The organism is Hydrogenovibrio sp. JE_KL2, assembly GCF_009296185.1.
Lineage (GTDB): Bacteria > Pseudomonadota > Gammaproteobacteria > Thiomicrospirales > Thiomicrospiraceae > Hydrogenovibrio.
Window position 1 is genome coordinate 136,170 of sequence record NZ_WBJR01000006.1, and the last position, 24,687, is coordinate 160,856.

The following is a 24,687-nucleotide window of genomic DNA, read 5'->3' on the forward strand; positions in this document are numbered from 1 at the left end:
TTAGTTGAGTAAGCCTTCTAGGTGATCGAATAGCGTGCCGGCGATATTGAGACGATATTGTTCATCGAGTTCACGGATGCAAGTCGGGCTGGTGACGTTGATTTCGGTAATGTAATCACCAATCACATCTAGACCGACAAAGTGAAGCTCTTTGGCTTGCAGGGTCGGGCGAATTTGTTCACACAACCAATAGTCGCGTTCGGAAAGCGCAATGCCTACTCCTGTGCCGCCAGCAGCAATATTGCCTCGGGTTTCGCCTTGTGCTGGGATGCGTGCAAGCGCATAAGGCACGGGTTCGCCATTGACGAGCAGAATGCGCTTGTCGCCCTCGGAAATTTCGGGCAAATAAATTTGCGCCATAATATGGTGTTTGCCGTGTCCGGTCATGTTTTCGATAATGACGTTGATGTTCGGATCATCTTTTTTGACACGGAAAATGGAGGCGCCGCCCATGGCATCCAAAGGTTTTAGGATGGTGTCCTGATGGTCTTGGATGAAAGCTTTAATTTTGTCCGCATTGGCAGAAACAATGGTTGGTGGAATACATTCCGGGAACCAGCTGGCGAAGAGTTTTTCATTGGCATCACGCAGTGATTGCGGCTTATTGACGACCAATACCCCTTCGGCCTCCGCGAGCTCTAGCATGTGGGTGCTATAAAGATAGTCATTGTTGAACGGCGGGTCTTGGCGAATCAGGATGATGTTCAAATCACTCAAGGCAGTTTCAGCAGAAGCGCCGAAGCCAAAATACTGTGATGTTGTGTCGGACTTAGGCCTGTCCCAAACTTTCAACTCGGAAGTGGTGGCGAAAGGTTTGCCGTTTTTCAGATAAATATCCTGCGGTTCCATATAAAACAGAGCATAGCCTCGACGCTGCGCTTCAAGTAACATGGCAAACGAGCTGTCTTTATAGGGTTTGATCCCATCGATAGGATCCATGACAATGCCGAGTTTGATTTGCATGAGGCGTTCCTTTCTTACGCTTCTAGAGAAGTGTCTTCAATACGGGTTTGTCCGCTATTCTGTTTAGCGTCGGCAATCTCTCTAGCTGCCGCAATCAATGCCAATCGTGCGACCACGCCGTAGGCATAGAAGCGATTCGGGGTGGCATCACAATCTTTCGATTGGTCTGGTGACACCAGAGACCCTTCAAATGAAAGTGGCTCGAAATGCATGCCTGGAGAATTCAGGTTATCGGTTGCAGTTTTACCGGTGTGAACGCGATAGAACCCGCCGACCACTTGGTTGTGAATCATGTAAACCACCGGCTCGGCGACTGCGCCTTCCCAGGTCTCATGGGTGTAGACGCCTTCTTGAACCAGCATTTGTTCCGATACCAAGCCTTCTTTAGCAGACGCCATTTTGTTGCGTTGCTTGCGGTTGAGGTTGAGGATGTCTTCCGGGTCTTTTACCGACATAATCGCCATGCCGTAAGTACCACTATCGGACTTGACGATGGCAAACGGTTTACAGCTGATATCATGCTGTTCGTAGTGTTTTTGAGTGGTCTCAAGCACGTTGTTGACGGCTTGGGCAAGATTTTCCAAGCCAGTACGCTCTTTGAAGTTGATAGGACCACATTGCAAAGAAAGTGGGCTAATCAACCAAGGGTCAATCTCAATCAATTCGGCAAACTCTTCCGCCACGTTTTGATAATGGGTGAAGTGGTGCGTTTTGTAACGATTTGCCCAGCCCAAATCCAGTGGTGGTAACAAGGTTTGGTCGATGTTTTCCAAAATTTCAGGGCGACCTGCGGACAAATCATTGTTCAGCAACACCGCACACGGGAAGAAGTCATCCACACCCACACGTTCACCTTGGCGTTTGATAGGCTTGATCGTCAGCACTTTACCGGAAGGTAATTCGATTTTCGTGGTTTCGGTGATTTCCGGATTGATAGTGCCGATGTGCACTTCATAACCGGCTAGCGTCACAATCTCCTGCAAGGTGCAAAGGTTTTCCAGATAGAAAGTGTTACGCGTATGATTTTCCGGAATGATGAGTACACCATCGGTAATTGGGCAGGCTTGAGTCACAGCACTTTGTGCGGCTTGAATCGCCAAAGGTTTCAAGTCAGGGTGCAGGTTATTAAATCCGGCAGGAAACAGATTGGTGTCCACTGGCGCAAGCTTGTAGCCAGCATTTCGTAAATCGACAGATGCATAGAAAGGCGCAGGCGTTTTTTTGAACTGCTTTCTGAACCAACATTCAATATCCGCTTGGTGACTCAATAAAAGGGATTCCAACTTGTGTAGTGGACCGCTTAGAGCAGTCTGTAAATGAGGGACTTGTGAGTTCATTCGTTTCTCTGCGTGTGAAATTAGGAGGTTATTATAAGCAATCGGCGAGAAGACAGATAGAGGGCAGGGAGGATAAACCTCGAACAAACCATGGAGGATTGTCAGAAATCTCCGAATTTAGCTTGCAGAATAGCCAGTACAGCCATGCCTGCCGTTTCGGTACGGAGAATGCGGGGGCCAAGTGTAACGGGGGTCATGCCTTTGGTTTGTGCCAGCGAGACTTCTGTTTCGGTTAACCCGCCTTCGGGGCCGACCAACAGGTGAATGGCGCCCTCGTCAAAGTTTTCTATGGTTTTTAGGTTTTGTGAGGCATAAGGGTCAAGCACTAAGCCTTTTACCGAGGTTTGCAGGGCAAACCATTCGCCAATCTCGACGGGGGACAGAATGTCTGGTACGACATTGCGATTGGATTGCTCGCAGGCATTGATGGCGATTTCCTGCCAGTGCTGCAATTTTTTATCGATTTTGTCGTTTTTGACATCACAATGTGCTGTCCATAAAGGTTGTATCGCAGTAATACCCAACTCCACACATTTTTGGATGGTGAAGTCCATGCGGTCACCTTTGGAGATACCTTGCAGTAAAATCGTCTGGATTGGCGATTCATTTTCCGGGGTGGAAACACTGTTAATCACGACATCGGCAGTACGACGACTGGTGTGAATCAGGGTGGCGAGGGCTTGCTTGCCTTTGCCGTCAAACAGTTCAACGGGACGCTCATGTTTGAGGCGAAGCACCGTCAAAGCGTAGTGTGCTTGCTCTTTGGTGAGCGTGAGGGTGTCTCCAGTTTGAAATTCGGCGGGAAAATAAAACCGTGAAATTCTCATGGAGACGTCCGCTTTGCGTTGATTAAGCGTTTTTGAATGTCAGCGACTTGGCGATGTCCAAAGTCGGCTGTGATTGGTTCATGCTGTAGAAGTGGATCCCCGGTGCGCCGGCATCCAACAGGCGTTGACACATTTCGGTGACGACATCCTGACCGAAGGCCAATAGGCTTTCTTTATCATCTTCAAAGCTTTCCAGGCGACATTTCAGCCAGCGAGGTACCTCCGCACCGCAACCTGCCGAAAAGCGTACTAGGTTTTCATAGTTGGTAATCGGCATGACACCAGGAATAATCGGGAGATCTATGCCATGGCGCTCGCAGTTATCAATAAAGTAAAGATAGCTGTCCACGTTGTAGAAGTATTGGGTGATGGCGGAGTCCGCACCTTGCTCGACTTTATGCTTGAACCATTTGATACCGACTTCACAGTTGCGTGCCTGTGGGTGGGTCTCGGGATAAGCGGCCACTTCAAGATGGAAAGTATCGCCTTTTTCCTGTTTGATGAAAGCAATCAAGTCACTTGCGTACTTGAACTCGCCCGGGTCCATCATGCCTGAAGGCAAATCGCCTCGTAATGCGACAATGCGTTTAATCCCCAGGGCTTCATAGGTGTTCAGCAGTTCCAACACGCTTTCGTGAGTGGCGCCGATGCAGGTAAGATGTGGCGCCGCGTCGAAAGGCGTGTGTTGCTGAATGTAACTCACAGTCTCCAACGTTTTTTCTTGAGTGGTACCACCCGCGCCATAAGTGACAGACATATATTCCGGTGCCATACCACCCAATTCAGTGATGACCGTTTTTAGTTTGTCTACGCCCGCTGGCGTGCGTGGTGGAAAAAATTCCAGACTCAGTTTTTGCGGATATTTCTTTTGTGAATTCATTTCTTTTTCTCCCAAAAATCTACCAGGTTGGGGCTGTATCACCCCAACCTGGCAGATTTTTAGTGGATTCGACGTTTTAAATTATAGGCCAGCATCGGCTCTTAGTGCTTCAGCTTTATCGGTTTTTTCCCAAGTAAATTCAGGAAGTTCGCGACCAAAGTGACCATAGCTGGCGGTTTTTTGATAGATCGGACGATAAAGATCCAACATGGAGATTAAGCCTTTTGGTCTTAAATCGAAGTGTTCGCGCACCAGTTTCTCAATCAGTGAAACCGCAACTTTTTCCGTTCCAAATGTTTCGATACTGATAGACGTCGGTTCTGCAACACCGATGGCATAGGAAACCTGAATTTCACACTTATCAGCCAGACCAGCTGCAACAATGTTTTTAGCAACATAGCGGCCTGCATAAGCCGCAGAACGGTCTACTTTTGATGGATCTTTTCCTGAGAAAGCACCGCCACCGTGACGCGCCATGCCGCCATAAGTATCAACGATGATTTTACGGCCTGTCAAACCAGCATCACCGACTGGGCCACCGATAACGAAACGGCCAGTTGGGTTGATGTGGTATTGCGTGCCTGAGTGAAGCCATTCTGATGGCAATACCGGCTTGATGATTTCTTCCATCACCGCTTCGTGCAAGTCTTTGTTTGTGATGTCTGGGCTGTGTTGAGTAGATAAGACAACGGCATCAATCGCAACCGGTTGACCGTTTTCATAACGCAAAGTGACTTGGCTTTTTGCATCTGGACGCAGCCAGCTCAATACGCCGTTCTTTCTCAGCTCAGCTTGTTTTTCCATCAAGCGGTGTGCGTAGAAAATCGGCGCAGGCATCAACACATCCGTTTCGTTTGATGCATAACCGAACATCAAGCCTTGGTCGCCCGCGCCTTGTTCGTGTTCCGATGATTCGTCAACCCCCATTGCAATTTCAGGGGATTGTTTGCCGATAGAGCTCAATACCGCACAAGTCGAGCCGTCGAAACCAAGATCGCCGTGATTGTAACCGATGTCGTTGACGACTTTACGCACCAATTCTTCCTGGTCAACCCAGGCTTCGGTAGTGATTTCACCCCCCAAGATCACCATGCCGGTTTTAACAAACGTTTCGCAGGCAACACGTGCACGTGGATCTTGTTTCAGGATGGCGTCCAGCATCGCATCGGAAATTTGGTCGGCGATTTTGTCTGGGTGGCCTTCGGATACGGATTCGGAAGTAAATACTGTTGTTGTCATGATAAATGTTCCTCATTCTATGAATACAAAAAGTGAGGTACGGAAATCAAGGCGGAAGGAATAAAAGAGGTTTCCTCGCTTTAGCCGTACTTTTTATGCGCCCGCAAGCTGATTAGTCAAATCGGCGCTATGGTGCGTATTGTCTTGAAAATGAAATGATTATGCAAATTTTTTTAAAAGTGTATTTGGAAATATTGAATTGTGTTTGGGTAGGGGATTGTCAATATTTTGCGTAGAGATACTTACCGAGAAACAAAACTTTCATGTGTTCGTCATATAGACGATATTTTTGAAATATTAAGATACCTCGCTTGTGGATAAAAAGGCTACGGAGCGCTAAATGCCGGATTCGTTATTGTGTAAAGAAACGCGGGCTAGGTTGGCCGATACTTCTCTGGGAAGAGAGCTTTTGGCGATTTTTCAACATGAAAATATAACGACTCTTTTTCAGCCGATTGTTAATTTGAAAAAGCGTAGTATCTATGCATTCGAATGCCTAACTCGCGGCCCGGAAAATACGCCACTTTACTCTCCTATTAATTTGTTTGGTTTGGCGGACGATATGGGGTGCCTGTTGCAGATGGATGTCCTGGCTCGGAACGTTGCGATCCGTAATTTTGTATCTGCAAGCAGCTTTCATCAAAATCAAGCCAAGTTATTCATTAACGTCACCGTTAGTTCGTTGCTGGACAAAAATCATCGTTCCGGCAAAACGCTACAGCTTTTGGCGCAGAGTCAGTTGGACCTGAGTCAGGTTGTGATTGAAATCACCGAATTACAACCTATCGAAGATTGCGATATCTTTTTGAAGGCGCTGAATCATTATCGTTCAATGGGCTTTAAAGTGGCGATTGATGATTTGGGTTCCGGCTACAACGGCCTGAAGCTTTGGTCAGCGGTTAAGCCTGACTATGTCAAAATCGACAAGCATTTTATTTCTAATATCGACTCGCAAGCCGACAAATACCGTTTCATGGAAACGATTGTTATTTTGGCGAAAGGACTGGGGACGAAAATCATTGCCGAAGGGGTGGAAACTGAGCAGGAATTGTACATTCTAGAGAAGTTGGGCGTTGATTTGGTTCAAGGCTTTTTATTGAAAAGACCTTCCGCTGTACCTGCGTTGTCCTTGTCATTCAAATGGCCGGACAGACGACAAATTACCGTGACCGATAATGAAACCGTTAAAGTCGTCAATAAGCATTATAAGTGGGTCAATCCGAATGAAACCGTGTTTGAAGTGGCAGAATATTTATTGAATAACCCTGATGTGGTGTTTGTACCTGTGGTGGATAAAGGGATTCCAACCGGCATGGTTTGGCGCCATGCGTTGATGAATGTGTTGGCGACGCAGTATGGTCGTAATCTTCATTCGCGCAAGTCAATCAAAAAGTTTATGGATGAACCGCTTGTCTACAATATCAAAACGCCTTTAGTTGACGTGAGTAACGACATCACCGAAATGGGCGCGCAGGAGAAATCGGCATTTATCATCACCGAGCACGGAAAATATGTCGGTTGCGGCAGTTTCATGGATCTTTTGAAAGTGATGACGGATCTGAAAGTGCGCAGTGCGAAATACGCCAACCCTTTGTCGGGGTTACCGGGGAATGTGCCAATCCAAAATAAGATTCAGCAATATCTTGATAGCAACATGCCGTTTAGCGTGATTTATGTCGATGTCGATCATTTCAAAGCTTATAACGATTGCTACAGCTTTGAGCAGGGAGATCAGGTGATTGCTGCCATCGCCAATGTATTGGAGTCCGTCATGGCTGGTAAGGAAGGTTTCGTGGGGCATATCGGGGGAGACGACTTTGTGATCGTTACCGAAGAAGATTATGAAGCCATCTCCAATAGCGTTTTAAGCGACTTTCGCTTGGTCTCTCAAAGCTTTTACACGGAAGAAGACCGCGACAGAGGTGGGATACAGTCTTACAGCCGTGATGGCAAACCGCAATTTTTTCCAATGATGACTTTGTCGGTAGGGGTGTTGTTGGCGTATCCCGATATTTTCGTGCATACACAAAAGTTGTCTTCGGTCGCAACCAAAGCGAAAAAAGGTGCGAAGTCCGCGGGGGGGAATCAGTTCTTTGTTATCGACTCACGGGATCATATCGACGCGTAGCGCGCGCCATTTTTCAGTGCAAAACTGGCGCAGGAAGTGATGAAAATCCATAGCCCAATTTCGAATGGAAATGCCGTATTTTTGAATAGAGTCAATGACTTAAGTTCGATGTGCTTGCATTTTTGTTTTAGGTCTGTAGAATAGCTCCCTTTTTCCGAAAATCATTTTAGGAAGGGTCGAGAAATGTCGTCCAATCAAATTGAAAAAAATGCATCAGCCAGCCCATTGGTCGGCGTTATCATGGGGTCAAAGTCAGACTGGCCGACCATGCAGCACGCTGTTGAAATGTTGGAATCTTTCGGTGTGCCTTATGAAGTGAAAGTCGTTTCTGCACATCGTACGCCTGACTTGATGTTTGATTACGCCGAGCAAGCCGAAGCGCGCGGATTGAAAGCAATTATCGCGGGTGCGGGCGGTGCGGCACATTTGCCTGGAATGGTTGCGGCGAAAACCTTAGTGCCTGTCTTGGGGGTTCCGGTTCAATCACGTGCGTTGAGTGGGCAAGACTCTTTGTTGTCTATCGTGCAAATGCCGGGCGGTGTTCCAGTAGGCACCTTGGCGATTGGTGAGGCCGGTGCGAAAAACGCAGGTATTTTGGCATCCCAAATCGTTGCCAATGAATTGCCTGCGGTTCGTGAAGCCATCCGTACTTTCCGTAACACGCAAACACAAACCGTTTTGGATAACCCCGACCCAAGAATTGATCACTAGAATCGACGGAACTGTCTCGATTTTCATCGATCGTATCTGGTCGCAAAATAGCGCAAAAAGCCACTTTATAGAGTAAAATACCGCTCTTATTAAGTGGCTTTTTTGTTTTTATAACGTTGTTATGCCTTTTGGTGTTTAAGGTGTTGTTTAAGGAGACGCAATGACCCCCATTACAAAGAAAATCGGAGTGTTAGGAGCTGGTCAGCTTGGCAGAATGTTGGCAATCGCCGGTTATCCGCTCGGGCAGAAATTCGGTTTTTATGGCATGAATGGTGAAGAACCTTCTGCGCTTTTGGGTCATATGTTTTTCCATTCTTCAGATGATGTTACTTCTGTTGATGCGCTGGCGAAATTTGCCGATGTCATTACCTACGAAAGTGAAAACACCTCAGTTGAGCAAGTGCGTGAAATCGCTAAACATACGCCGGTGTACCCCGGTGAAAAGTCACTGTTCGTTTCACAACATCGCGGTCGTGAAAAGGGGATGTTCGATCAGCTTGGTATTCCTTGTGCGCCTTATCAAGTAATAGATTCGCTGGAAAATCTGAGAATCGCCGTTGAAGAAATCGGTTTGCCGGCGGTGCTGAAAACCACTACTGAAGGCTATGATGGTAAAGGTCAATTTGTCATTAAAGAGGCCGATCAAATCGAGCAGGCGTGGCAAGCTATCGGTAACCGCGAGTTGATTCTGGAAGGGTTTATCGAGTTCAGTCGTGAGTTGTCGATTATCGCGGTGCGCAACGCTGCCAATGAGCATGTTTACTATCCGTTGGTACAGAATATTCACCAAGACGGCATTTTACGTTACACCATCGCACCTGCTCAGCAGATTTCCGAAACGATTCAACAACAAGCAGAAAGCTACATGCAAAAGTTATTGGATGAGTTGGATCACGTTGGTGTATTGACGCTTGAATTGTTTGAAACCTTGGACGGTTTGGTGGCAAATGAAATGGCGCCTCGCGTTCATAACTCAGGGCACTGGACCATTGAAGGCGCGGAAACCAGCCAGTTTGAAAACCATGTGCGAGCCATTACCGGATTGCCATTGGGGAGTACCGCTCCGCGTCAGCCGATTGCCGCCATGGTGAATATCATCGGTGAAACAGGGCCTGTCGAAACCGTGTTGAAGATGCCGAATGCCTATTTACATCTTTATGATAAGGCTGAGAGAGCCGGGCGTAAGCTTGGGCATATCAATCTGGTGTCAGATTCACCGGAAGCCTTGTTTGAAGATTTGAAAGCCTTGTCCGGGTTTATGCCTAAGTAAGGCACAGGCGAAAAGATTAGAGTCCGGCAATAATGTCGGACGGAATCAAACTCGTGAGATTACGCGTCTCCACCACCTGATCGGCTATGGCAGCATGTTGGTAAGCGCCAAGACAAGCCGCATCCATCAATGACAAACCTTGCCTTGAGCCCTGTGCCAGATAGCTGGTAATCATTCCCGTCAAAACATCTCCCATACCGCCAACCGCCATACCGGGGTTGCCTAATGGACAAAGTTCCAAATGTTTCCCATCAAAAATCAGCGTGCCATTACCTTTCAGTAACACCACCCCACCATATAACTCGTGGAGTTTGTAGATGGCGCTGATGCGGTCATTTTGGATATCTTGCGTGCTGCACCCTAGCATGTCGGCGGCTTCACCGGGGTGCGGGGTTAGCACCCAATGAGGGTTTTGGAGGTGGAACGTTGGATTTTTTGCCAATAGTTTTAGGGCGTCTGCATCCAACACGGCAGGTGTTTGATGTTGCTGCAGGTAAAGCAGGGATTGTTGTAAGAGATCATGCGCCCAGTCATCCAAGCCCAATCCCGGACCAATAGCGATGGCATTGGCTTGCGGTAGTAGCTCATCCAGTTGTGTTGTTGGGTAACACATCAACTCAGGTTGTTGCTCGGTGAGCATGCCGGTGTGTTCATTTTGGGTGACGACCTTTACCAAGCCAGCACCTGCCCGTAGCGCAGCCGTTGCCGATAGTTGGATAGCGCCTGCCATGGCGTAGTTGCCGCCAATCAACAAGGCCGTGCCCGAAGACCCTTTGTGAGCGGATGTTGCACGAGCAGGCAAGCGTTCTTTCCAGAAAGTCAGATCATGAAAATCTGCCAGGTTGGGGGTGGTGTCAAAAAGTGCCACCGGCAGTTTCAGGTCATCAATGACAATCTCGCCGATATGGTCAGCGCCCACACCGGTATAAAGCCCCAACTTGTGGGCAATAAAACTGATGGTGACATCCGCTTGGATGGCGCAACCATGCATGCTTCCGGTGGTGGCATCTACACCGGTTGGAATGTCTAATGCCAAAACGGGCGCTTCGCTTTGATTGACCGCTTGGATGATGTCCGCCAATTCTCCGGAGATGGGTTTATTGATGCCGATACCCAGCAGCGCGTCGACAATTACGTTTGTGTCGAGAACCTCTTTAGAAAAATCAACCGGTGTGACACCGAGTTGAATCAGTTCCTCGTAGACTTGTCGTGCATCGGGTTTGAAGTTTTGGGGATTACCGATGATTGTGACGGTCACATCCATGCCTGCAAGCAAGGCATATTGTGCCAGCGCCAAACCATCGCCACCATTGTTGCCTGTGCCGCAGAGAAGGGTGACTTTTTGCGCATTCGGCCAGTGGGCTTGAAGTGTGTGGAATGCGCCGAAAGCGGCGCGTTTCATCAGGAGTAGCCCCGGAGTCTTCCAGGACTCAATTGCCGTGCGATCAAGTTGCTGGCACTGTTCGGCACTGAAAAGCTTCATGGCGTACTCCTTGGGTGCATGTCTATGTAGGGTGTTGCTACATTATGAGAAAGCAATCAATAGAATGATACCAAATAGGATACGGTAAATACCAAAGGCATTAAAGGTGAAGCGTTCCAAGAAACGGATGAAAACGGTCATAGTGAGGTAGGCGACAACATAGGCCACCACAAAACCGACAATCAGCGGCATCCAACTGGTATTGGCAAATTCGGAATAGTGTCTGACAAAATCCAACCCCGAAGCGGCGGCAAGTACCGGCAATGCCAGCAGGAATGAAAACTCTGCCGATGCCTTGCGGTCAAGTCCGACAATCATTCCCCCGACAATCGATGCGCCGGCGCGGCTGGTGCCGGGAATCAGCGCGAAAACCTGTGCGATACCAATCCAAAAAGCCTGGCGGATCGATAGGTCTTCAATATCTTTGGTGCGGTGCGTGCCTTCAGTGTAAAGACGTTCCAGAATCAAGAAGATTATCCCACCGATAATGAACATCCAAGCCACGATCTGAATCGTAAAAATTTCTTTGATTTGGTGGTGGAACAGCAGGCCGATGATGCCTATGGGAATAAAGGCGATAATGACATTGCCCCAGAGTCTTGAATGTCCGGCAGTAAACTTCTCTTTGTAATGCGAGATGACGGCTAAAATGGCGGCAAATTGGATAATGACTTCAAAGGCTTTGTTTTGGTCTGTCTGTTGCAGTCCTAGCCAGTCACTGACGACAATCAGGTGTCCGGTGGAGGAAATCGGCAAGAACTCGGTTAATCCTTCGATAATACCGAGTATGGCAGCTTGAAGTAGATCCATACGTTATCCTTTTCGCTTGTAAGTTAGAGTTGGTGTCTTAAATCTCGAAGTTGGAAGCCCATTAATGACATATCCGTTTTTTTAGTGAGGGCGATGACCTTGAAGGTTTCTCCCATTTCATCCGGTAAGGTCAGGGTTTTGATTTGTTGGGCGATTTTCAACGATTCGGTAATGTCATCCGTAGACGTTGCGGACAATTCAAGTAGGCCGCTACTCATCAGGAAGTGTGCTTGGGTCGAGAAGCCAGCGATTTTAAAGCCAACGTCAAACGCTGACTCTGCCACTGCGGTGAAATCAACGTGCGCGGTGATGTCCTGTAAGCCAGGATAGAAAAACGGATTGTTGTGCGCCAAATGCTGGTAGTGGCAGCGAAGTGTTCCCATCACTCTAGCAGGTTGGTAATATTCCCGGCGGGTATAGCCGTAGTCGATCAACAGTAATAACCCTTTTTCCATGGCTTCAAAGACGGATTTTAACCAAGGACGGATGTTGAGGTTGATTTCGGTTTCATAACCATCCGGGCTCGGGTCGCCTATAAAATGCAAAATGCCGTTGCTGAAACGTTGCAATAAACGGTCGGTAATCGGTAGGTAATCCCACTCGAACTGTTGTTTGGTCTCGTTGAAAACCACCATCGCCTGTGAGGTTTGGTGTGGTTCAAGCTTGAGGCGTTCAATCGGCATGGCGTCCAACACCTCATTGGCAACAAACACGCCTTCAATCGGTGTTTCCGGCAAAGAATTCAACCAAATCACCTTTTCAAACAGGTGAGCCGGCAAAGCTTGCAGGGTTTCCTGTTGCACGAGTCTTAAATCCGCACTCAGTTCAAGGATGTAGTAGTGTTCTATAGGCTGTTCTTGCGCATCCAGTTCCAGCAGGATGTTTTTTGCCATGGTGCCGCGGCCAGCGCCAAATTCTACCAGGTTGGGGTGTTCCAAGGTTTTCAGTACTTGTGCGGCTTGTCTGGCAATGCACTGTGAAAACAACGGCGAGACTTCTGGTGCGGTGATGAAATCTCCCTGCGCGCCGATTTTTGGCAGGCTGTTGGCGTAATAGCCGAGTCCTGGCGTATAAAGTGCCATTTGCATGAATTGCGCGAAAGATAAATGACCTTGCCGGTTGAGTTGCTGTTTGATGCGCTGGGTGAGTTTTTCACTATGAAGCTGCGCATCGGTACTGGGAGTGGGGAGCGAATGTTTTGGCTTCATAGGTAAAATCTTTGTGCTTAGATGGTAAAAAAATGGAATTTTGGCTTATTATAGTGCCATCTTGGCGTGAAAAGACGTTTTTTGGCAGTCAATTTGCTTTGAAATATAGAGTTGGTTTCGGATGCTGCAAAGTGGTTGTATAGACAGTCGTTCGTAAAAAATGTAACCAGATAATTTAGTGTTTAAAGGCATAGCATGAAATTAGGGATAAAAAAGCTTCATGAAAACGAATGGCAGGTGCATATTGGCCATGCCATGATTCGTATGGATCGTTTTTCGTTGGAGCTGTTGAATATCGCATTAGAGCATTTGCAGGCTTTGGAGTCGGGGCAAGTGCATTCCGTGCTGAAAAGCTATGTGCATTTGGCGGATCATTTGATGATGTTAAGCCCGTCGGATATGCAAACTTTGCTGCGAGCGATTGCCAACGAAGATGTACTGATTTTACTGCTGACGGCAAATAACCCGAATTTGAACGAAAAAATACTGTCGAACACGGGCGGTATTCTAGCCAAGCAATTACAAGCGGATTTAGAGAGAACGCCTATGCCAAATCATGACATTGCCAAAGCTGCGATCCGCAGAGTGATTGAGAAAATGTACGAGTTTGACGGTGATGGTATTATTCAAGTTCAAGCCGGCGAAGAACGCTATATTTAACCGTCTGGTGCCTTAGGGATTTAGAGGAAAGATCGTGGAGATTTCAGCAAAAAGAACGGAAACGGGTGAATATCTGTTGGAGATCGGATATGTCACGATTGAGCTGCCGCGAGAAGCGGTTTCCGGATTGCAGCAGATTATCAGCAAACGCTTGGGGCAAGGTTCAGATGTCGATCAGCAAGCGTTGCAGAAAAAACTGAAGGTCTATCGCGATTTGGCGAACAAGTTGGTGTCTACCGATGATCGTATTATCCAGCAGGTGGCGTTGCAAATGTCGCCGGAGCAGTTGGTGACGGTGGCAAAGCTTGCGGAAGGAGAGCGTTTGTTTCATAAGATCATGCGTAATATGTCTCGTCAAAACGGCAAACAGTTTCAAGAAGACTATCAAGAGTTGACGAAAATTACCGAGCAACAGGCTTGCGTCAATATGGAAAAGGTCGTGCCACTCATTCGTAAGGCGGCACAACAACAAAAATCGATTTCTTAAGACGCGATTCTTTGTCTATAAATGCTTAAGCCAACCGATTGAGCCGCAGGCACGGCGTCCGGCTTGTGCAGTGTAAGTTTTACCGCCGAAACGGCCGGTTGGCTTTTTAGTATGTGCTCACAAATTTGCTCGGCAAGTGACTCAATCAAATCAAAACGCGAAGCTTCGGTAAGTGCAATTACCTCGTCACTGACCGTCTTATAGCAAACCGTATCTTGCAGATCATCCGACAAGCTGGCTTTTTTCAAGTCTGTGTAAAGCTCGATATCAAACACCAAAGGCTGTTTGATTTCCTTTTCCCAATCGAAAACTCCGATCACCGCATCAACGGCAAGCCCTTTAATAAAGATAGTGTCATGATGCATGTTGCCGACTCTCAATATTGGTTGTTTGTAAGATATAACTATAAGTGCCGATAATTATAACGCTAACAATTGCTTTATAAACCGATTAAAATGTTCGCCAATCTAATGACGGACAGTATTATGAATGAGTTATCACTTTTAAATATCGCTATTTTGACCGGCGCGTATCTGATCGGTTCGTTGTCATCGGCGATTATCGTTTGTCGACTGATGGGGTTGGAAGATCCTCGAAAGAGCGGTTCCGGTAATCCGGGGGCGACCAACGTCAAGCGCCTTTACGGCACCAAGCCTGCTGCCATTACGCTAGCGGGCGATCTGTTGAAGGGTCTGATTCCGGTTGCGGTTGTCAACATGATGGGGATGCCGCCGGCATTGGTTGTGACCGTTGGGTTTGCAGCATTTATCGGACATCTTTATCCGGTGTTTTTCGGTTTTAAAGGTGGGAAAGGTGTCGCAACCATGTTGGGCGTGATGTTCGGGTTGTCACCATTGATTGGTCTGGCCGTTGCCGGAACGTGGCTGTTTGTTGCCAAGGTGTTGAAGATTTCTTCTATTTCGGCGTTGGTGGCAACGTTATTGGCTCCGCTTTATATTCACTTTATTTCCGGTGAACCTTCGTGGGTTGCTGTCACCATGATTATGACGTTGATTCTGTATTGGCGCCATCGCTCCAATATCATGCGGTTGGTTCGCGGCGAAGAGAAGTAATATTATTCGTTATACCCCAACCTGGCAGATTTTAAGCGTTAAATCTGCCAGGTTGGGGGGGGCGAGAGATTTAGATCGCAGACAACTCTTCCAAATGCCATCGCGGACGACAGGCAAAGTTCAAGTCATTGTGTTCTCCTACATCCAGTCGTTTGGCGGCGGCATAGGCAATCATCGCGCCGTTGTCGGTACAAAACTCCAGTCGAGGATAGAATATTTCCCCTTTGCGTTTCGCCATTAGCACATCCAACTTTGCACGAATCTCACGGTTGGCGCTCACGCCACCGGAAACCACCAAACGGTTCAAACCTTCCTGTTCAAGAGCGCGCTTACATTTTATCGCCAGGGTTTCCGCTACGGAGATTTCAAACGCCCGGCAAATATCCGCTTTGGTTTGGTCGCTATCATCGCCTTGCTTTTGCGCGGCAAGCCAAGTATTCAAAGTGAAGGTTTTCAAGCCACTGAAACTCATGTCCAACCCAGGTCTGTCCACCATGGGTCTGGGGAAAATATAACGCCCCGTTTCCCCTTGTGTGGCAAGTTTGGATACTTCCGGTCCACCGGGATAGCCTAAGCCAAGCATTTTTGCCGTTTTGTCAAAAGCTTCCCCTGCGGCATCATCCAAGGTGTCGCCAAGTAGTTTGTATTGTCCTATGCCGTCCACGCGGATAATCATACTGTGGCCGCCGGAAATCAACAGGCAGATAAAAGGAAATTCAGGTTTGTTTTCTTCCAGCATAGGCGCGAGCAAATGGCCTTCCATATGGTGAACGCCAACCGCAGGAATTTTCCATGCATAAGCCAAGCTGCGCGCTACCGCGGCACCGGATAGAAGGGCGCCCATCAAGCCAGGGCCAGCGGTATAGCCGATGCCGGTAATTTCTTTGGCGTCGATTTGTGCAGCTTCGATGGTTTGGTGAATTAACGGCAGAAGTTTACGAATATGGTCGCGAGAAGCCAACTCGGGGACGACTCCGCCATATTCAGCGTGAAGTTTGACTTGGCTATAGAGTGTATGCGCCAGTAAACCTTTTTCGGAATGATATAGAGCGACACCTGTTTCGTCGCACGAGCTTTCGATGCCAAGAGTAAGAGAAGTTTGCATAGTCTGCCGATAGAAAATTAACTGAAATTAAGTGGTAATTAAGCGATTTTAGGTAGCAATCGAACCCGCTACACCATTAAAATAAAAACGAATTTTACCAAATGCGAATCCGACAAGGCGCGAATTTAGATATTTGCTTGAAATTCCTTTGGTTTCTATAAAAGTTTTTTCATGAAATTCATTTGCAAAAAGTGTTTCATAATTTTATAATTCGCGTTTCCCCGACTTTCGGCTGGGTTATCTATTGTTTAAATTAGATAAATTAAGCCCAACGAGAAGTCCAACAAAGAATTTTTTAAGCAAGAGATTATTATGCCAAGCGTAAAAGTTAGAGATACAGAACCATTTGACGTTGCACTACGTCGTTTTAAGCGTGCTTGCGAAAAAGCAGGTGTTTTGACTGAGTCACGTAAACGCGAATTCTACGAAAAGCCAACTTGGGCTCGTAAGCGTATGAAAGCGGCTGCAGTTAAGCGTCTAGCAAAACGTTTGTCTCGCGAAAACCGTCGTACAACACGTTTATATTAATTTGATTTGCCCAGTAGATTTGGTAAGTTAATTAATGTCGAGTGAAATCAAAGCCAATCTGACTTCAGAAATGAAGGCAGCGATGAAGGCTAAAGAAAAAGAGCGTCTTACGGTTATCCGTTCCATGCTTGCTGCAATCAAGCAGGTTGAAGTAGATAATCAGACTACAGTAGACGATGATGCGGAAATTTTGCCGATCCTAGACAAAATGCTTAAGCAACGTCGTGATTCTCAACAGCAATATGTGGACGCTGGACGTCCTGAGCTTGCAGAGCAAGAAGCTTTTGAGATGACTGTTATTCAATCCTTCCTGCCGAGCCCTTTGACTGAAGATGAAATTTCAGGGTTGATTGACGAAGCAGTAGCACAAACCGGTGCCGCTTCGATGCAGGACATGGGTAAAGTCATGGGGTTGTTGAAACCTAAGATGCAAGGCCGTGCAGACATGGCAGAAGTGAGTAAGTTGATTAAAGCAAAACTCGCCTAATCGCTGACAGACTGAAATTGATTTCATCTCGAAAAACCCGATAGTGAAAACTGTCGGGTTTTTTGCGTTTTAGGTGGGTCATATCGATTAACCCCTAGTGGATTCTGGCAACGCTAAATTTGTCAAATCAAGGCGTGAAGCTAATGTAATGTCTAGACCTTGCAAGGCTTCATAACGCAGAGTTGGCGAATTTAGCTAAGCCCCTTCGGGCGGAGCTTAAAGGCCTCTTTTTCGTTGTTGTGCCTCTTGACCTTAGAAAGACTGAGGACCGCGAGCCACGCCTAGAAAAAGTGGTCTTTAAGTTCCGCAGAATCTCACTAAGAGTTAATTGATATGACCGTGTGTATTTTTCTGTGGATAAGGTGTGAACGAGATGGCTGATGGCTCAATCAAATAAAGGAAGTATCCCACGTTCGTTTATCGAAGATTTGCTTGCGCGCAGTGATATTGTGCAGGTGATCAATCAGCGTGTGCCTTTAAAAAAGGCAGGAACGACCTATAAGGCCTGTTGTCCATTTCATAGCGAAAAAACGCCGTCATTTAACGTTAATCCACAAAAACAGTTTTACCATTGCTTCGGTTGCGGTGCGAGCGGTGATTCCCTGAAATTTTTGATGGAGTATGATGGCCTCAGCTTTGTTGAGGCGGTTGAGCAGCTTGCGGCAATGACTGGGATGGAAGTGCCGAGAGAAAAGCTTACCCCTAAGCAACAAGAGCAGCAGCAAAAAACCAAAGATTTGTACGATGTGACCTTTGCGGTTGCCAAATATTATCGCGCTCAACTTCGTTCGCATTCTATGTCCGATCAGGCAAAGGCTTATCTTAAGTCTCGCGGGCTGACTTCCGAAATCGCGAAAGAATTTGTCATTGGCTACGCACCAGACGGATGGGACAACTTGGTTTCCGGGCTGCACGCCGATGAAGCCATGAAAGCACAATTGGTTGAGACGGGTATGCTGGTCAAAAAAGATAATGGCCGTGCGTATGATCGCTTTCGTAACCGAATCATGTTTCCGATTCGTGATGGGCGCGGTCGCGTGATTGCCTTTGGTGGCAGGATCATTAACCCTGAAGATCAACCTAAATACTTAAACTCTCCTGAAACCTCGATTTTCCACAAAACCTATACGCTTTACGGTTTATATGAAATGCGTCAGTCACGCCAGGCGTTTAATCATGTTTTGGTGGTTGAAGGGTATATGGATGTGGTTGCCTTGGCACAGTTTGGTATTCGTAATGCGGTGGCAACATTAGGTACGGCAATCACCGCTGAGCATTTGGATATTCTTTTCCGTCAAGTGGACGATGTTGTCTTCTGTTTTGATGGTGATGAAGCCGGTAAAAAAGCTGCTTGGAAAGCATTGGAGCTTGCATTACCACTGCTGACGGAAACCCGAACCGTGAAGTTCCTGTTTTTGGATCAGGGAGAAGATCCTGATTCAACCGTTAGGAAAGAGGGGGTTGAAGGTTTTCAAAAACGCGTTGCTCAGGCCATGTCGATTTCTACCTTCTTATTTAATGGGCTTGAGGCGAAGCTTTCCATGCCGATATCCACTATTGAAGGACAGCAGCAACTGATTTCACTGTCAAAACCCTATATAGCACAAGCGCAGGCGGCCATGCCAGATTTACTGACCAAAGTGTTGTCAGAACGGGTGGATTTGCCTGTGTGGCGCTTGGGGCAAATCATGGGGTTGCGTATAGCTTCTACCCAAAAACATCGAGACAAAAAACCGGTTGAAATCACAAAGCTAAAGGCCAAGAGCATTGTGCTACAAATGTTTGCTGTGCTATTCAAGAGACCAAGCTGGGGCAAGGTGTTTGATGATGACTTTATGGCATTGTTAACAGGGTCGGAAAACGCCGAGTTTCGTTTTTTTGCACGAGCCTTGTCCGTGCTGAAGGAAAATGGGTATTTGCTGGAGTCTTGGGAGCAGTGGTTTTCAGACGCTAAGCGAGTCAAAGTTCTAGAGCAGATTAGAGCAATACCGCTGAATGACGATGATGAGTTTTTAAGCTCTCTGTATGAGCAGATAGCAATGCAAATCACCAACGAGCTAACAACCGAGAGTGCTCTGAAAAAAACCACGCCCGAAAATGCCGGGGATATGGATGCTTTGAGTACATGGTTTGAGTTGCAAAAATCCATAAAAAAATAAGTTTAACTTGAATAATGCGTTTGTCGTCCCTACATAAGGAGACGACAAATCTATAAAAATTAAGGTCTTATTGGTACAAAAGTTTAAATTTATCTAAAAAATTTTAGTATAATTTGCGGTCTTGTTTTTTTCGGGTAGTTTCCGGATAGCGGGGCTTTGGCGCAATAAATTGGGGCAAACATGACTAGAGTAGAAAGAAAGCAGCAATTAATCGATCTGATTGAAAGAGCAAAAGAATTAGGGTACTTGACCTTTTCTGATGTAAACGATGTTTTGCCTGATGATATTGAAGAAGACCAATTAGGTCAAGTCCTAACCATCCTGCGTGATTTCGGGATCCAATTATTCGATTCTGCGCCAGATGCTGATGAGTTGTTAACAAAAGAAGGTGAAACCTTCGACGATGCAGCGGCTGAGGCAGCGATTTTGGCATTGGCGGAAGTAGATGCCGAGTTTGGCCGTACCACTGACCCGGTTCGTATGTATATGCGTGAAATGGGATCAGTTGAGTTGCTGACTCGCCAAGGCGAAGTTGAGATTGCTAAACGTATCGAAAACGGTATTCGTGATATGTTGGCATCTATGGCGCTTTACCCAGCAATGGCAACAGACCTGCTAGATTCTTTCGGTAAGATCGACGATGGTGAAGGTAAAATCGCCGACTTGATTCAAGGGTTTGTCCGTCCTGCGGATTTGGTTGATATTCCTGTTGAAGAGCTGTCTCCGGACAATGATTCCGGTGAGCCAAAAGAAGACGGGATCGACCAAGAAGAGTTGGATGCGTTTTTGGCGAATCTTGGCAAGCTGAATGAAGAAGTCTTGAAGCTTGAAGAGAAAAACGGCTACAACGACAAGAAATCTGTTGCCAAGCGTGCCGAGCTGGTTGATATGATGGCATCTGTTAAGCTGTCTCCAGTTTTCGTAAACCGTATTATTAAATCCATTAAATCCCGTATTTCCTCTATTCGTGAGCAAGAGCGCAATATCGTTAACTTGGTTATGCGCGAAATCGGTGTGCCTCGCCCTAAATTCTTGGAAGTCTTTGTTGGTTCGGAAACTGACTATACGATTGTTGATCGTTTGATCGAAGCTTTCCCAGAAAAAGCAGAAAAGCTTGAAGCTTCTCGTGCAGACATTAAGCGTGCACAAAAAAGACTGGCGATGATTGAAAAATCTGAAAAGATGCCAGTCAACCTGTTCAAAGAAACATACAAAAATCTAAGTAAATTTGAAAGCCAGGCTCGCGTTGCAAAACGTGAGATGATTGAAGCTAACCTTCGTTTGGTAATCTCTATCGCGAAAAAATACACCAACCGTGGTTTGCAGTTCCTGGATTTGATTCAGGAAGGGAATATCGGTTTGATGAAAGCGGTTGAGAAGTTTGAATACCGTCGTGGTTACAAGTTCTCGACTTATGCGACTTGGTGGATTCGTCAGGCAATCACGCGTTCTATCGCTGACCAAGCAAGAACTATCCGTATTCCGGTTCACATGATTGAAACAATCAACAAGTTGAACCGTATTCAAAGACAGTTATTGCAAAAAATGGGTAGAGAGCCTACGCCAGAAGAGCTGGCAGAAGAAATGGAAATGCCAGAAGATAAGGTTCGCAAAGTGATGAAAATCGCTAAAGAACCTATCTCTATGGAAACGCCTGTTGGGGATGATGAAGATTCTTCTTTGGGAGACTTTATCGAGGATTCAAACATCCTTTCTCCACAAGATTCTGCAGACTTGGAAGGTATGGGTGAAACCGTTCGTGAAATGTTAAGTACCTTAACGCCTCGCGAAGCGAAAGTTTTGAGAATGCGTTTCGGGTTAGGTATGAATACAGATCACACGTTGGAAGAGGTTGGTAAGCAGTTTGATGTAACACGTGAGCGTATTCGTCAGATTGAAGCAAAAGCTTTGCGTAAACTTCGTCACCCAAGCCGCGCGGAACGTTTGAAAAGCTTCTTAGACTAACCAAAAAGTCTTACGGTGTCTTTATATATGAATATAATAGGCACCGTTCAAAACCCGTTCTAGGGTTCACTTCTTATCTCGCCTCCTTAGCTCAGTTGGTTAGAGCACCCGACTCATAATCGGTAGGTCCTGTGTTCAAGTCACAGAGGAGGCACCATTTATTTTCATATAAATCATTTCCATAAAGGAATTTGTCTGTTTAGCTTTTGCGGTTTTCATTTAACTTTATATTTTGGTGGCGTATCTCTAGCAAGTTTAACCTGATCATATCGTGTTGTTTGTTATGTAACTTGAGTGCGTTGTAGACTACATGCATCGTTTTCATGTAAAATCAAAAAATGGCTCTTTAGCGTTGTAGCTTACTTAATTTTGCTATGTCTGTCGATTCGACGGACCCTAACTTATTGAGTGTTTTTGGTGGGCGAAAGAATTAATTTCTTTCGTGCCTAAAGTCACTCAAGAAATTAATTTTTCGCCCCATTAGTGTAAAGAGCCATCTAATTTCTTATGTAATACAGATGTGATTTTTCTTAGTGTGTAAATCAATAGAAGAACTTTTAGAAAGGGAATTCAATAAAGTTGATCTGCAGAAGGTTGCTATTGAAAGATCTGAACATCATATTTTTACTTGTGGTGGAGTTGTGGATATTCAGTCACCACCCTATAAAAGTTTCAGAGATCAATTTGTTGGGTATACAGCTTCAGATTATCCTGTAATTCATGATGCAATTGTTCAAGCTGAAGATTTTAAAGATTACTTTCATCAAAATACTTACACCGATCTTCTTGTTTTTGAAGATGAAATAGCCAATATTTCATCATTAGTACTTATCTTTCTCGAAAGCCCTGGTTCATTGGTTGAACTTGGAATTTTTTGTAGCAAACCCAGTGTGTTTGAAAAATTGGTTATTGTTGCTCCTCGTGAGGAAACTAAGGATGCCGATTCCTTTATTTACTTAGGTCCTCTTGAATTTATAAGATCAAAAGAAAATGATTCCGTTCTTATTTATCCATGGCCTAAAGGAGAAGCCACAAGTTTTTCTAAAGACAATTTAATAGACCTTTGCGAGCAGCTAAATGAGAAAATTACATCACAGATAAAATCTAAAAAATTCTATCAAAATAATTCTGGGGACATGGCACTTCTGGTCTATGAAATTATAAGAATGTCATACCCTATGCTAATAAATGATATTGAGCACGTTCTCACGTTAGGTTTGGGAATGAATTTTCAAGAAATTGAGTTAGGTTTAAAGCGTCATTTATATCTGCTCCAAAAATTACGTCTTATCGAAAAATACGAATATGGTGGAAATGTTTACTATTACCCGCAAAAACCAAGTGTGCAGATGGTTAAGCTTGGTTATAAGCTTGGAGAGCAGCGTATAGAAACCACTAAGCTCAAACTTAAAATGATGAAGATTTTAATTGAAGACAAGAGTTCACAAGCGAGAAAAAGAAAAACTGTTGCTAAAATGATTCATGATTTACAAAAGAGCGATGAGCAATGAGCTTGCTTGCATTTTTAAGTGACAACCTTATGTTTCATTCTTCTGAGTTGAAAAAGTTTATTTCAACAGCACCCCATCGGTATAAACATTATCCAATTCCAAAAAGATCTGGAAATGGGTTTAGGATTATTTCACAGCCTTCTAAAGAGTTAAAGTTTATCCAAAAAATCTTAGTCGAGCATTTAGAAGAAGTAGTAATCATTCATCATAAGGCTTTAGCCTATCGTAAAGGGCTTAGTATCAAAGATAACGCGCTGCTACATAAAGCTAATCCATATCTTCTGAAAATGGATTTTAAAGATTTTTTCCCGAGTATAGTTCCAGAACTCTTTTTTGATGCACTATTAAAGCAAGATATTCATTTTTCTAAGCAAGATTACGCTTTGCTTCAAAAAGTATTTTTTATGAAAAAAACAAGGAAATCTCCATTTATATTAAGTATTGGAGCTCCTAGTTCTCCTTTAATATCAAATGCTGTGATGTTTGAGTTTGATAAACAGATTGATGAGTTGTGTCAGAAAAGAAATATAACCTATAGTCGTTATGCGGATGATCTTGTCTTTTCCTCTAAAATAGACGGAGCTTTGTTTGATCTACCAAAGTTAGTTGAAGGAGTTTTGGATAAAGATTATTTTGGCTTAATTCGCATAAATAAAGATAAAACAGTATTCTCCTCTAAAGCACATAATCGACATATAACCGGGGTCACTATAACAAATGATAATAAGCTATCAATTGGAAGGGATAAAAAGCGTTTGTTATCATCAAAAGTGCATAGATATTCTTTAAATCAATTAGAGGCAGAATTGGCGGCAAAGTTATCAGGTGAAATTAGTTTTGCAATTTTTATTGAGCCTTCTTTTAAAGCTTTTCTAATTAGAAAATATGGACGCGATGTTGTTGAATCTCTATTAAGGTTTAATTTCGAAAATACACCTGAATTATGAATCCGCTTGAATATGAGTCAGCAGAGTTCTAAGTACAGTTATTGATGGAATCCTAAGTTAAAGGAAACTTTTAGTCTTCTCTATTAACGAGCGTGCCTCTTAAGAAAATGTCTACACCTTGGTAGAGGGCTGTATCAAGTTCTTCTTGTGTGGTGACAATGCCGAGTAAGCATTTCATTAGAGGGGCTTTGATCATTTCAAGTAATTGATTGGCAGCCATGTCGCAGTTCTGAATGCGCATTTTGTTGCAGTTGACTTGTTTTTTCAGGTAGGAAGAAAGGATGCGATTGGCTCTTTGTGGGCCGTGTGTATAGAAGATTCTTTGAATTTCTTGTTTGTCGATGCTGTTTTCGGCAACAACGATTTTATACAGGGAAAGTCCGTCTGGTTTGTGTGCGAGACTTTGGAGTCGTCGACCAAAGTTCAGGAGACTTGTTTTGATGTCGTCTGTCCAGACGTCTTCTGATTCAAAGTCATCAAAGAGTTCACTGGTTTTGATTTTTAGCACGGCTTCAAATAAACCAAGTTTATTGCCGAATAGTCTATAGAGTGTGCCTAGAGAGCCGCCTGCTTCTTTTACAATTTCGTTGACACTCGCACCATCGTATCCATTTTTAAGGAATGCGGCGGTGGCAACTTCGAGAAGTTTTTGGTGTCGAGCAATGCCTCGTTTGGTGGTGCAAATACAATCAACGCCTTTGGTAAATGAGGCTTCCGAGTTGTCTGTTTGCTGGCAATCTGTGTTTTGAGTTTTCAATATATCTTCCATGGCGTGGTATTTTATCATTCATTTTAGAAAATAATCATTATTCCCTATAGACAAACGAAGTGTAATGTATGCTACACTATTGTTCAAATTTAATTTTTTTATTTAATGGGATGTTGATATATGTATGGCTTTAACTTTGT

23 protein-coding genes and 1 tRNA gene are annotated in these 24,687 nt (G+C 45.2%); 13 read left to right on the forward strand and 11 right to left on the reverse strand.

What is annotated here, in order from left to right; all coding sequences use genetic code 11:
* The 5 genes from gshB to metK form a co-directional block, all read right to left on the reverse strand.
* Positions 1 to 963 (reverse strand): glutathione synthase, encoded by a 963-nt coding sequence (gene gshB, locus F8R13_RS10845; protein WP_152834459.1) that lies wholly within the window; start codon positions 961 to 963, stop codon positions 1 to 3.
* A gap of 14 nt (positions 964 to 977) precedes the next feature.
* A complete protein-coding gene (gene gshA / locus F8R13_RS10850; protein WP_152834461.1) occupies positions 978 to 2,300 on the reverse strand; it encodes a glutamate--cysteine ligase in 1,323 nt (440 codons plus the stop codon).
* Between the two features lie 101 nt (positions 2,301 to 2,401).
* Positions 2,402 to 3,127: a 16S rRNA (uracil(1498)-N(3))-methyltransferase gene (locus F8R13_RS10855; protein WP_152834463.1), complete on the reverse strand. Its 726-nt coding sequence runs from the start codon at positions 3,125 to 3,127 to the stop codon at positions 2,402 to 2,404.
* 22 nt (positions 3,128 to 3,149) lie between these two features.
* A complete protein-coding gene (metF, locus tag F8R13_RS10860; protein ID WP_152834465.1) occupies positions 3,150 to 4,007 on the reverse strand; it encodes a methylenetetrahydrofolate reductase [NAD(P)H] in 858 nt (285 codons plus the stop codon).
* An 81-nt stretch (positions 4,008 to 4,088) separates the two neighbouring features.
* Positions 4,089 to 5,246, reverse strand: coding sequence for a methionine adenosyltransferase (gene metK / locus F8R13_RS10865; RefSeq protein ID WP_152834467.1), 1,158 nt, complete (start codon positions 5,244 to 5,246; stop codon positions 4,089 to 4,091).
* Positions 5,247 to 5,586: 340 nt separating this feature from the next.
* Between metK and F8R13_RS10870 the strand changes: the two genes are divergently transcribed.
* From F8R13_RS10870 to F8R13_RS10880, 3 genes are all read left to right on the forward strand, one after another.
* Positions 5,587 to 7,374: a bifunctional diguanylate cyclase/phosphodiesterase gene (locus tag F8R13_RS10870; RefSeq protein WP_152834469.1), complete on the forward strand. Its 1,788-nt coding sequence runs from the start codon at positions 5,587 to 5,589 to the stop codon at positions 7,372 to 7,374.
* 183 nt (positions 7,375 to 7,557) lie between these two features.
* The gene (gene purE, locus F8R13_RS10875; RefSeq protein WP_152834471.1) at positions 7,558 to 8,085 is read left to right on the forward strand and encodes a 5-(carboxyamino)imidazole ribonucleotide mutase; all 528 of its coding nucleotides are present in this window, start codon (positions 7,558 to 7,560) and stop codon (positions 8,083 to 8,085) included.
* Between the two features lie 160 nt (positions 8,086 to 8,245).
* Positions 8,246 to 9,355 carry a 5-(carboxyamino)imidazole ribonucleotide synthase gene (locus F8R13_RS10880; protein ID WP_152834473.1) on the forward strand — a complete coding sequence of 370 codons (1,110 nt, stop codon included), beginning with the start codon at positions 8,246 to 8,248 and terminating at the stop codon, positions 9,353 to 9,355.
* A gap of 16 nt (positions 9,356 to 9,371) precedes the next feature.
* Here the strand turns inward: F8R13_RS10880 and F8R13_RS10885 are convergent, their stop codons facing one another.
* From F8R13_RS10885 to F8R13_RS10895, 3 genes are read right to left on the reverse strand one after another with little or no spacing between them, the layout of a single operon-like run.
* A complete protein-coding gene (locus tag F8R13_RS10885; protein ID WP_152834475.1) occupies positions 9,372 to 10,838 on the reverse strand; it encodes an NAD(P)H-hydrate dehydratase in 1,467 nt (488 codons plus the stop codon).
* 42 nt (positions 10,839 to 10,880) lie between these two features.
* Positions 10,881 to 11,648 carry an undecaprenyl-diphosphate phosphatase gene (locus tag F8R13_RS10890; protein ID WP_152834477.1) on the reverse strand — a complete coding sequence of 256 codons (768 nt, stop codon included), beginning with the start codon at positions 11,646 to 11,648 and terminating at the stop codon, positions 10,881 to 10,883.
* A 23-nt stretch (positions 11,649 to 11,671) separates the two neighbouring features.
* Positions 11,672 to 12,856, reverse strand: a complete 1,185-nt coding sequence (locus F8R13_RS10895; RefSeq protein ID WP_152834479.1) for a class I SAM-dependent methyltransferase — start codon at positions 12,854 to 12,856, stop codon at positions 11,672 to 11,674.
* Between the two features lie 195 nt (positions 12,857 to 13,051).
* Here F8R13_RS10895 and F8R13_RS10900 point away from each other — a divergent pair, with 195 nt between their 5' ends.
* Positions 13,052 to 13,516 carry a FliG C-terminal domain-containing protein gene (locus F8R13_RS10900; protein ID WP_152834481.1) on the forward strand — a complete coding sequence of 155 codons (465 nt, stop codon included), beginning with the start codon at positions 13,052 to 13,054 and terminating at the stop codon, positions 13,514 to 13,516.
* A 34-nt stretch (positions 13,517 to 13,550) separates the two neighbouring features.
* Complete coding sequence (locus tag F8R13_RS10905; protein ID WP_371414951.1) at positions 13,551 to 14,003, forward strand: FliG C-terminal domain-containing protein; 453 nt, start codon at positions 13,551 to 13,553, stop codon at positions 14,001 to 14,003.
* On the opposite strand, the gene folB is transcribed toward F8R13_RS10905, so the two are convergent.
* Complete coding sequence (gene folB / locus F8R13_RS10910) at positions 14,000 to 14,368, reverse strand: dihydroneopterin aldolase (protein WP_152834483.1); 369 nt, start codon at positions 14,366 to 14,368, stop codon at positions 14,000 to 14,002. The two genes, F8R13_RS10905 and folB, sit on opposite strands and share 4 nt — an antisense overlap.
* A 120-nt stretch (positions 14,369 to 14,488) precedes the next feature.
* Between folB and plsY the strand changes: the two genes are divergently transcribed.
* Positions 14,489 to 15,076, forward strand: a complete 588-nt coding sequence (gene plsY / locus F8R13_RS10915) for a glycerol-3-phosphate 1-O-acyltransferase PlsY (RefSeq protein WP_152834485.1) — start codon at positions 14,489 to 14,491, stop codon at positions 15,074 to 15,076.
* A gap of 70 nt (positions 15,077 to 15,146) precedes the next feature.
* On the opposite strand, the gene tsaD is transcribed toward plsY, so the two are convergent.
* Positions 15,147 to 16,181: a tRNA (adenosine(37)-N6)-threonylcarbamoyltransferase complex transferase subunit TsaD gene (gene tsaD, locus F8R13_RS10920; RefSeq protein WP_152834487.1), complete on the reverse strand. Its 1,035-nt coding sequence runs from the start codon at positions 16,179 to 16,181 to the stop codon at positions 15,147 to 15,149.
* A gap of 312 nt (positions 16,182 to 16,493) precedes the next feature.
* On the opposite strand from tsaD, the gene rpsU reads away from it, so the two are divergent.
* From rpsU to F8R13_RS10955, 7 genes are all read left to right on the forward strand, one after another.
* The gene (gene rpsU / locus F8R13_RS10925) at positions 16,494 to 16,709 is read left to right on the forward strand and encodes a 30S ribosomal protein S21 (RefSeq protein ID WP_152834489.1); all 216 of its coding nucleotides are present in this window, start codon (positions 16,494 to 16,496) and stop codon (positions 16,707 to 16,709) included.
* 34 nt (positions 16,710 to 16,743) lie between these two features.
* Positions 16,744 to 17,196 (forward strand): GatB/YqeY domain-containing protein, encoded by a 453-nt coding sequence (locus tag F8R13_RS10930; RefSeq protein ID WP_152834491.1) that lies wholly within the window; start codon positions 16,744 to 16,746, stop codon positions 17,194 to 17,196.
* A gap of 380 nt (positions 17,197 to 17,576) precedes the next feature.
* Positions 17,577 to 19,355: a DNA primase gene (gene dnaG, locus F8R13_RS10935; RefSeq protein ID WP_152834494.1), complete on the forward strand. Its 1,779-nt coding sequence runs from the start codon at positions 17,577 to 17,579 to the stop codon at positions 19,353 to 19,355.
* Positions 19,356 to 19,535: 180 nt separating this feature from the next.
* Positions 19,536 to 21,320, forward strand: coding sequence for an RNA polymerase sigma factor RpoD (gene rpoD, locus F8R13_RS10940; protein WP_152834496.1), 1,785 nt, complete (start codon positions 19,536 to 19,538; stop codon positions 21,318 to 21,320).
* Positions 21,321 to 21,400: 80 nt separating this feature from the next.
* Positions 21,401 to 21,477 (forward strand) — tRNA-Ile (locus F8R13_RS10945).
* 376 nt (positions 21,478 to 21,853) lie between these two features.
* Positions 21,854 to 22,831 carry a retron St85 family effector protein gene (locus F8R13_RS10950; RefSeq protein ID WP_152834498.1) on the forward strand — a complete coding sequence of 326 codons (978 nt, stop codon included), beginning with the start codon at positions 21,854 to 21,856 and terminating at the stop codon, positions 22,829 to 22,831.
* Positions 22,828 to 23,778, forward strand: coding sequence for a retron St85 family RNA-directed DNA polymerase (locus F8R13_RS10955; RefSeq protein ID WP_152834500.1), 951 nt, complete (start codon positions 22,828 to 22,830; stop codon positions 23,776 to 23,778). Before F8R13_RS10950 ends, F8R13_RS10955 begins: the two co-directional genes overlap by 4 nt.
* Positions 23,779 to 23,848: 70 nt before the next feature.
* Here F8R13_RS10955 and F8R13_RS10960 read toward each other — a convergent pair whose 3' ends face one another.
* Positions 23,849 to 24,535: a TetR/AcrR family transcriptional regulator gene (locus F8R13_RS10960; protein WP_172967755.1), complete on the reverse strand. Its 687-nt coding sequence runs from the start codon at positions 24,533 to 24,535 to the stop codon at positions 23,849 to 23,851.
* Positions 24,536 to 24,687 lie beyond the last annotated feature (152 nt).

Coding starts and splice junctions, on each gene's coding strand:
- gshB (WP_152834459.1), bottom strand. CDS start 963: ATGCAAATCAAACTCGGCATTGTCATGGATCCTATCGATGGGATCAAA.
- gshA (WP_152834461.1), bottom strand. CDS start 2,300: ATGAACTCACAAGTCCCTCATTTACAGACTGCTCTAAGCGGTCCACTA.
- F8R13_RS10855 (WP_152834463.1), bottom strand. CDS start 3,127: ATGAGAATTTCACGGTTTTATTTTCCCGCCGAATTTCAAACTGGAGAC.
- metF (WP_152834465.1), bottom strand. CDS start 4,007: ATGAATTCACAAAAGAAATATCCGCAAAAACTGAGTCTGGAATTTTTT.
- metK (WP_152834467.1), bottom strand. CDS start 5,246: ATGACAACAACAGTATTTACTTCCGAATCCGTATCCGAAGGCCACCCA.
- F8R13_RS10870 (WP_152834469.1), top strand. CDS start 5,587: ATGCCGGATTCGTTATTGTGTAAAGAAACGCGGGCTAGGTTGGCCGAT.
- purE (WP_152834471.1), top strand. CDS start 7,558: ATGTCGTCCAATCAAATTGAAAAAAATGCATCAGCCAGCCCATTGGTC.
- F8R13_RS10880 (WP_152834473.1), top strand. CDS start 8,246: ATGACCCCCATTACAAAGAAAATCGGAGTGTTAGGAGCTGGTCAGCTT.
- F8R13_RS10885 (WP_152834475.1), bottom strand. CDS start 10,838: ATGAAGCTTTTCAGTGCCGAACAGTGCCAGCAACTTGATCGCACGGCA.
- F8R13_RS10890 (WP_152834477.1), bottom strand. CDS start 11,648: ATGGATCTACTTCAAGCTGCCATACTCGGTATTATCGAAGGATTAACC.
- F8R13_RS10895 (WP_152834479.1), bottom strand. CDS start 12,856: ATGAAGCCAAAACATTCGCTCCCCACTCCCAGTACCGATGCGCAGCTT.
- F8R13_RS10900 (WP_152834481.1), top strand. CDS start 13,052: ATGAAATTAGGGATAAAAAAGCTTCATGAAAACGAATGGCAGGTGCAT.
- folB (WP_152834483.1), bottom strand. CDS start 14,368: ATGCATCATGACACTATCTTTATTAAAGGGCTTGCCGTTGATGCGGTG.
- plsY (WP_152834485.1), top strand. CDS start 14,489: ATGAATGAGTTATCACTTTTAAATATCGCTATTTTGACCGGCGCGTAT.
- tsaD (WP_152834487.1), bottom strand. CDS start 16,181: ATGCAAACTTCTCTTACTCTTGGCATCGAAAGCTCGTGCGACGAAACA.
- rpsU (WP_152834489.1), top strand. CDS start 16,494: ATGCCAAGCGTAAAAGTTAGAGATACAGAACCATTTGACGTTGCACTA.
- F8R13_RS10930 (WP_152834491.1), top strand. CDS start 16,744: ATGTCGAGTGAAATCAAAGCCAATCTGACTTCAGAAATGAAGGCAGCG.
- dnaG (WP_152834494.1), top strand. CDS start 17,577: ATGGCTCAATCAAATAAAGGAAGTATCCCACGTTCGTTTATCGAAGAT.
- rpoD (WP_152834496.1), top strand. CDS start 19,536: ATGACTAGAGTAGAAAGAAAGCAGCAATTAATCGATCTGATTGAAAGA.
- F8R13_RS10955 (WP_152834500.1), top strand. CDS start 22,828: ATGAGCTTGCTTGCATTTTTAAGTGACAACCTTATGTTTCATTCTTCT.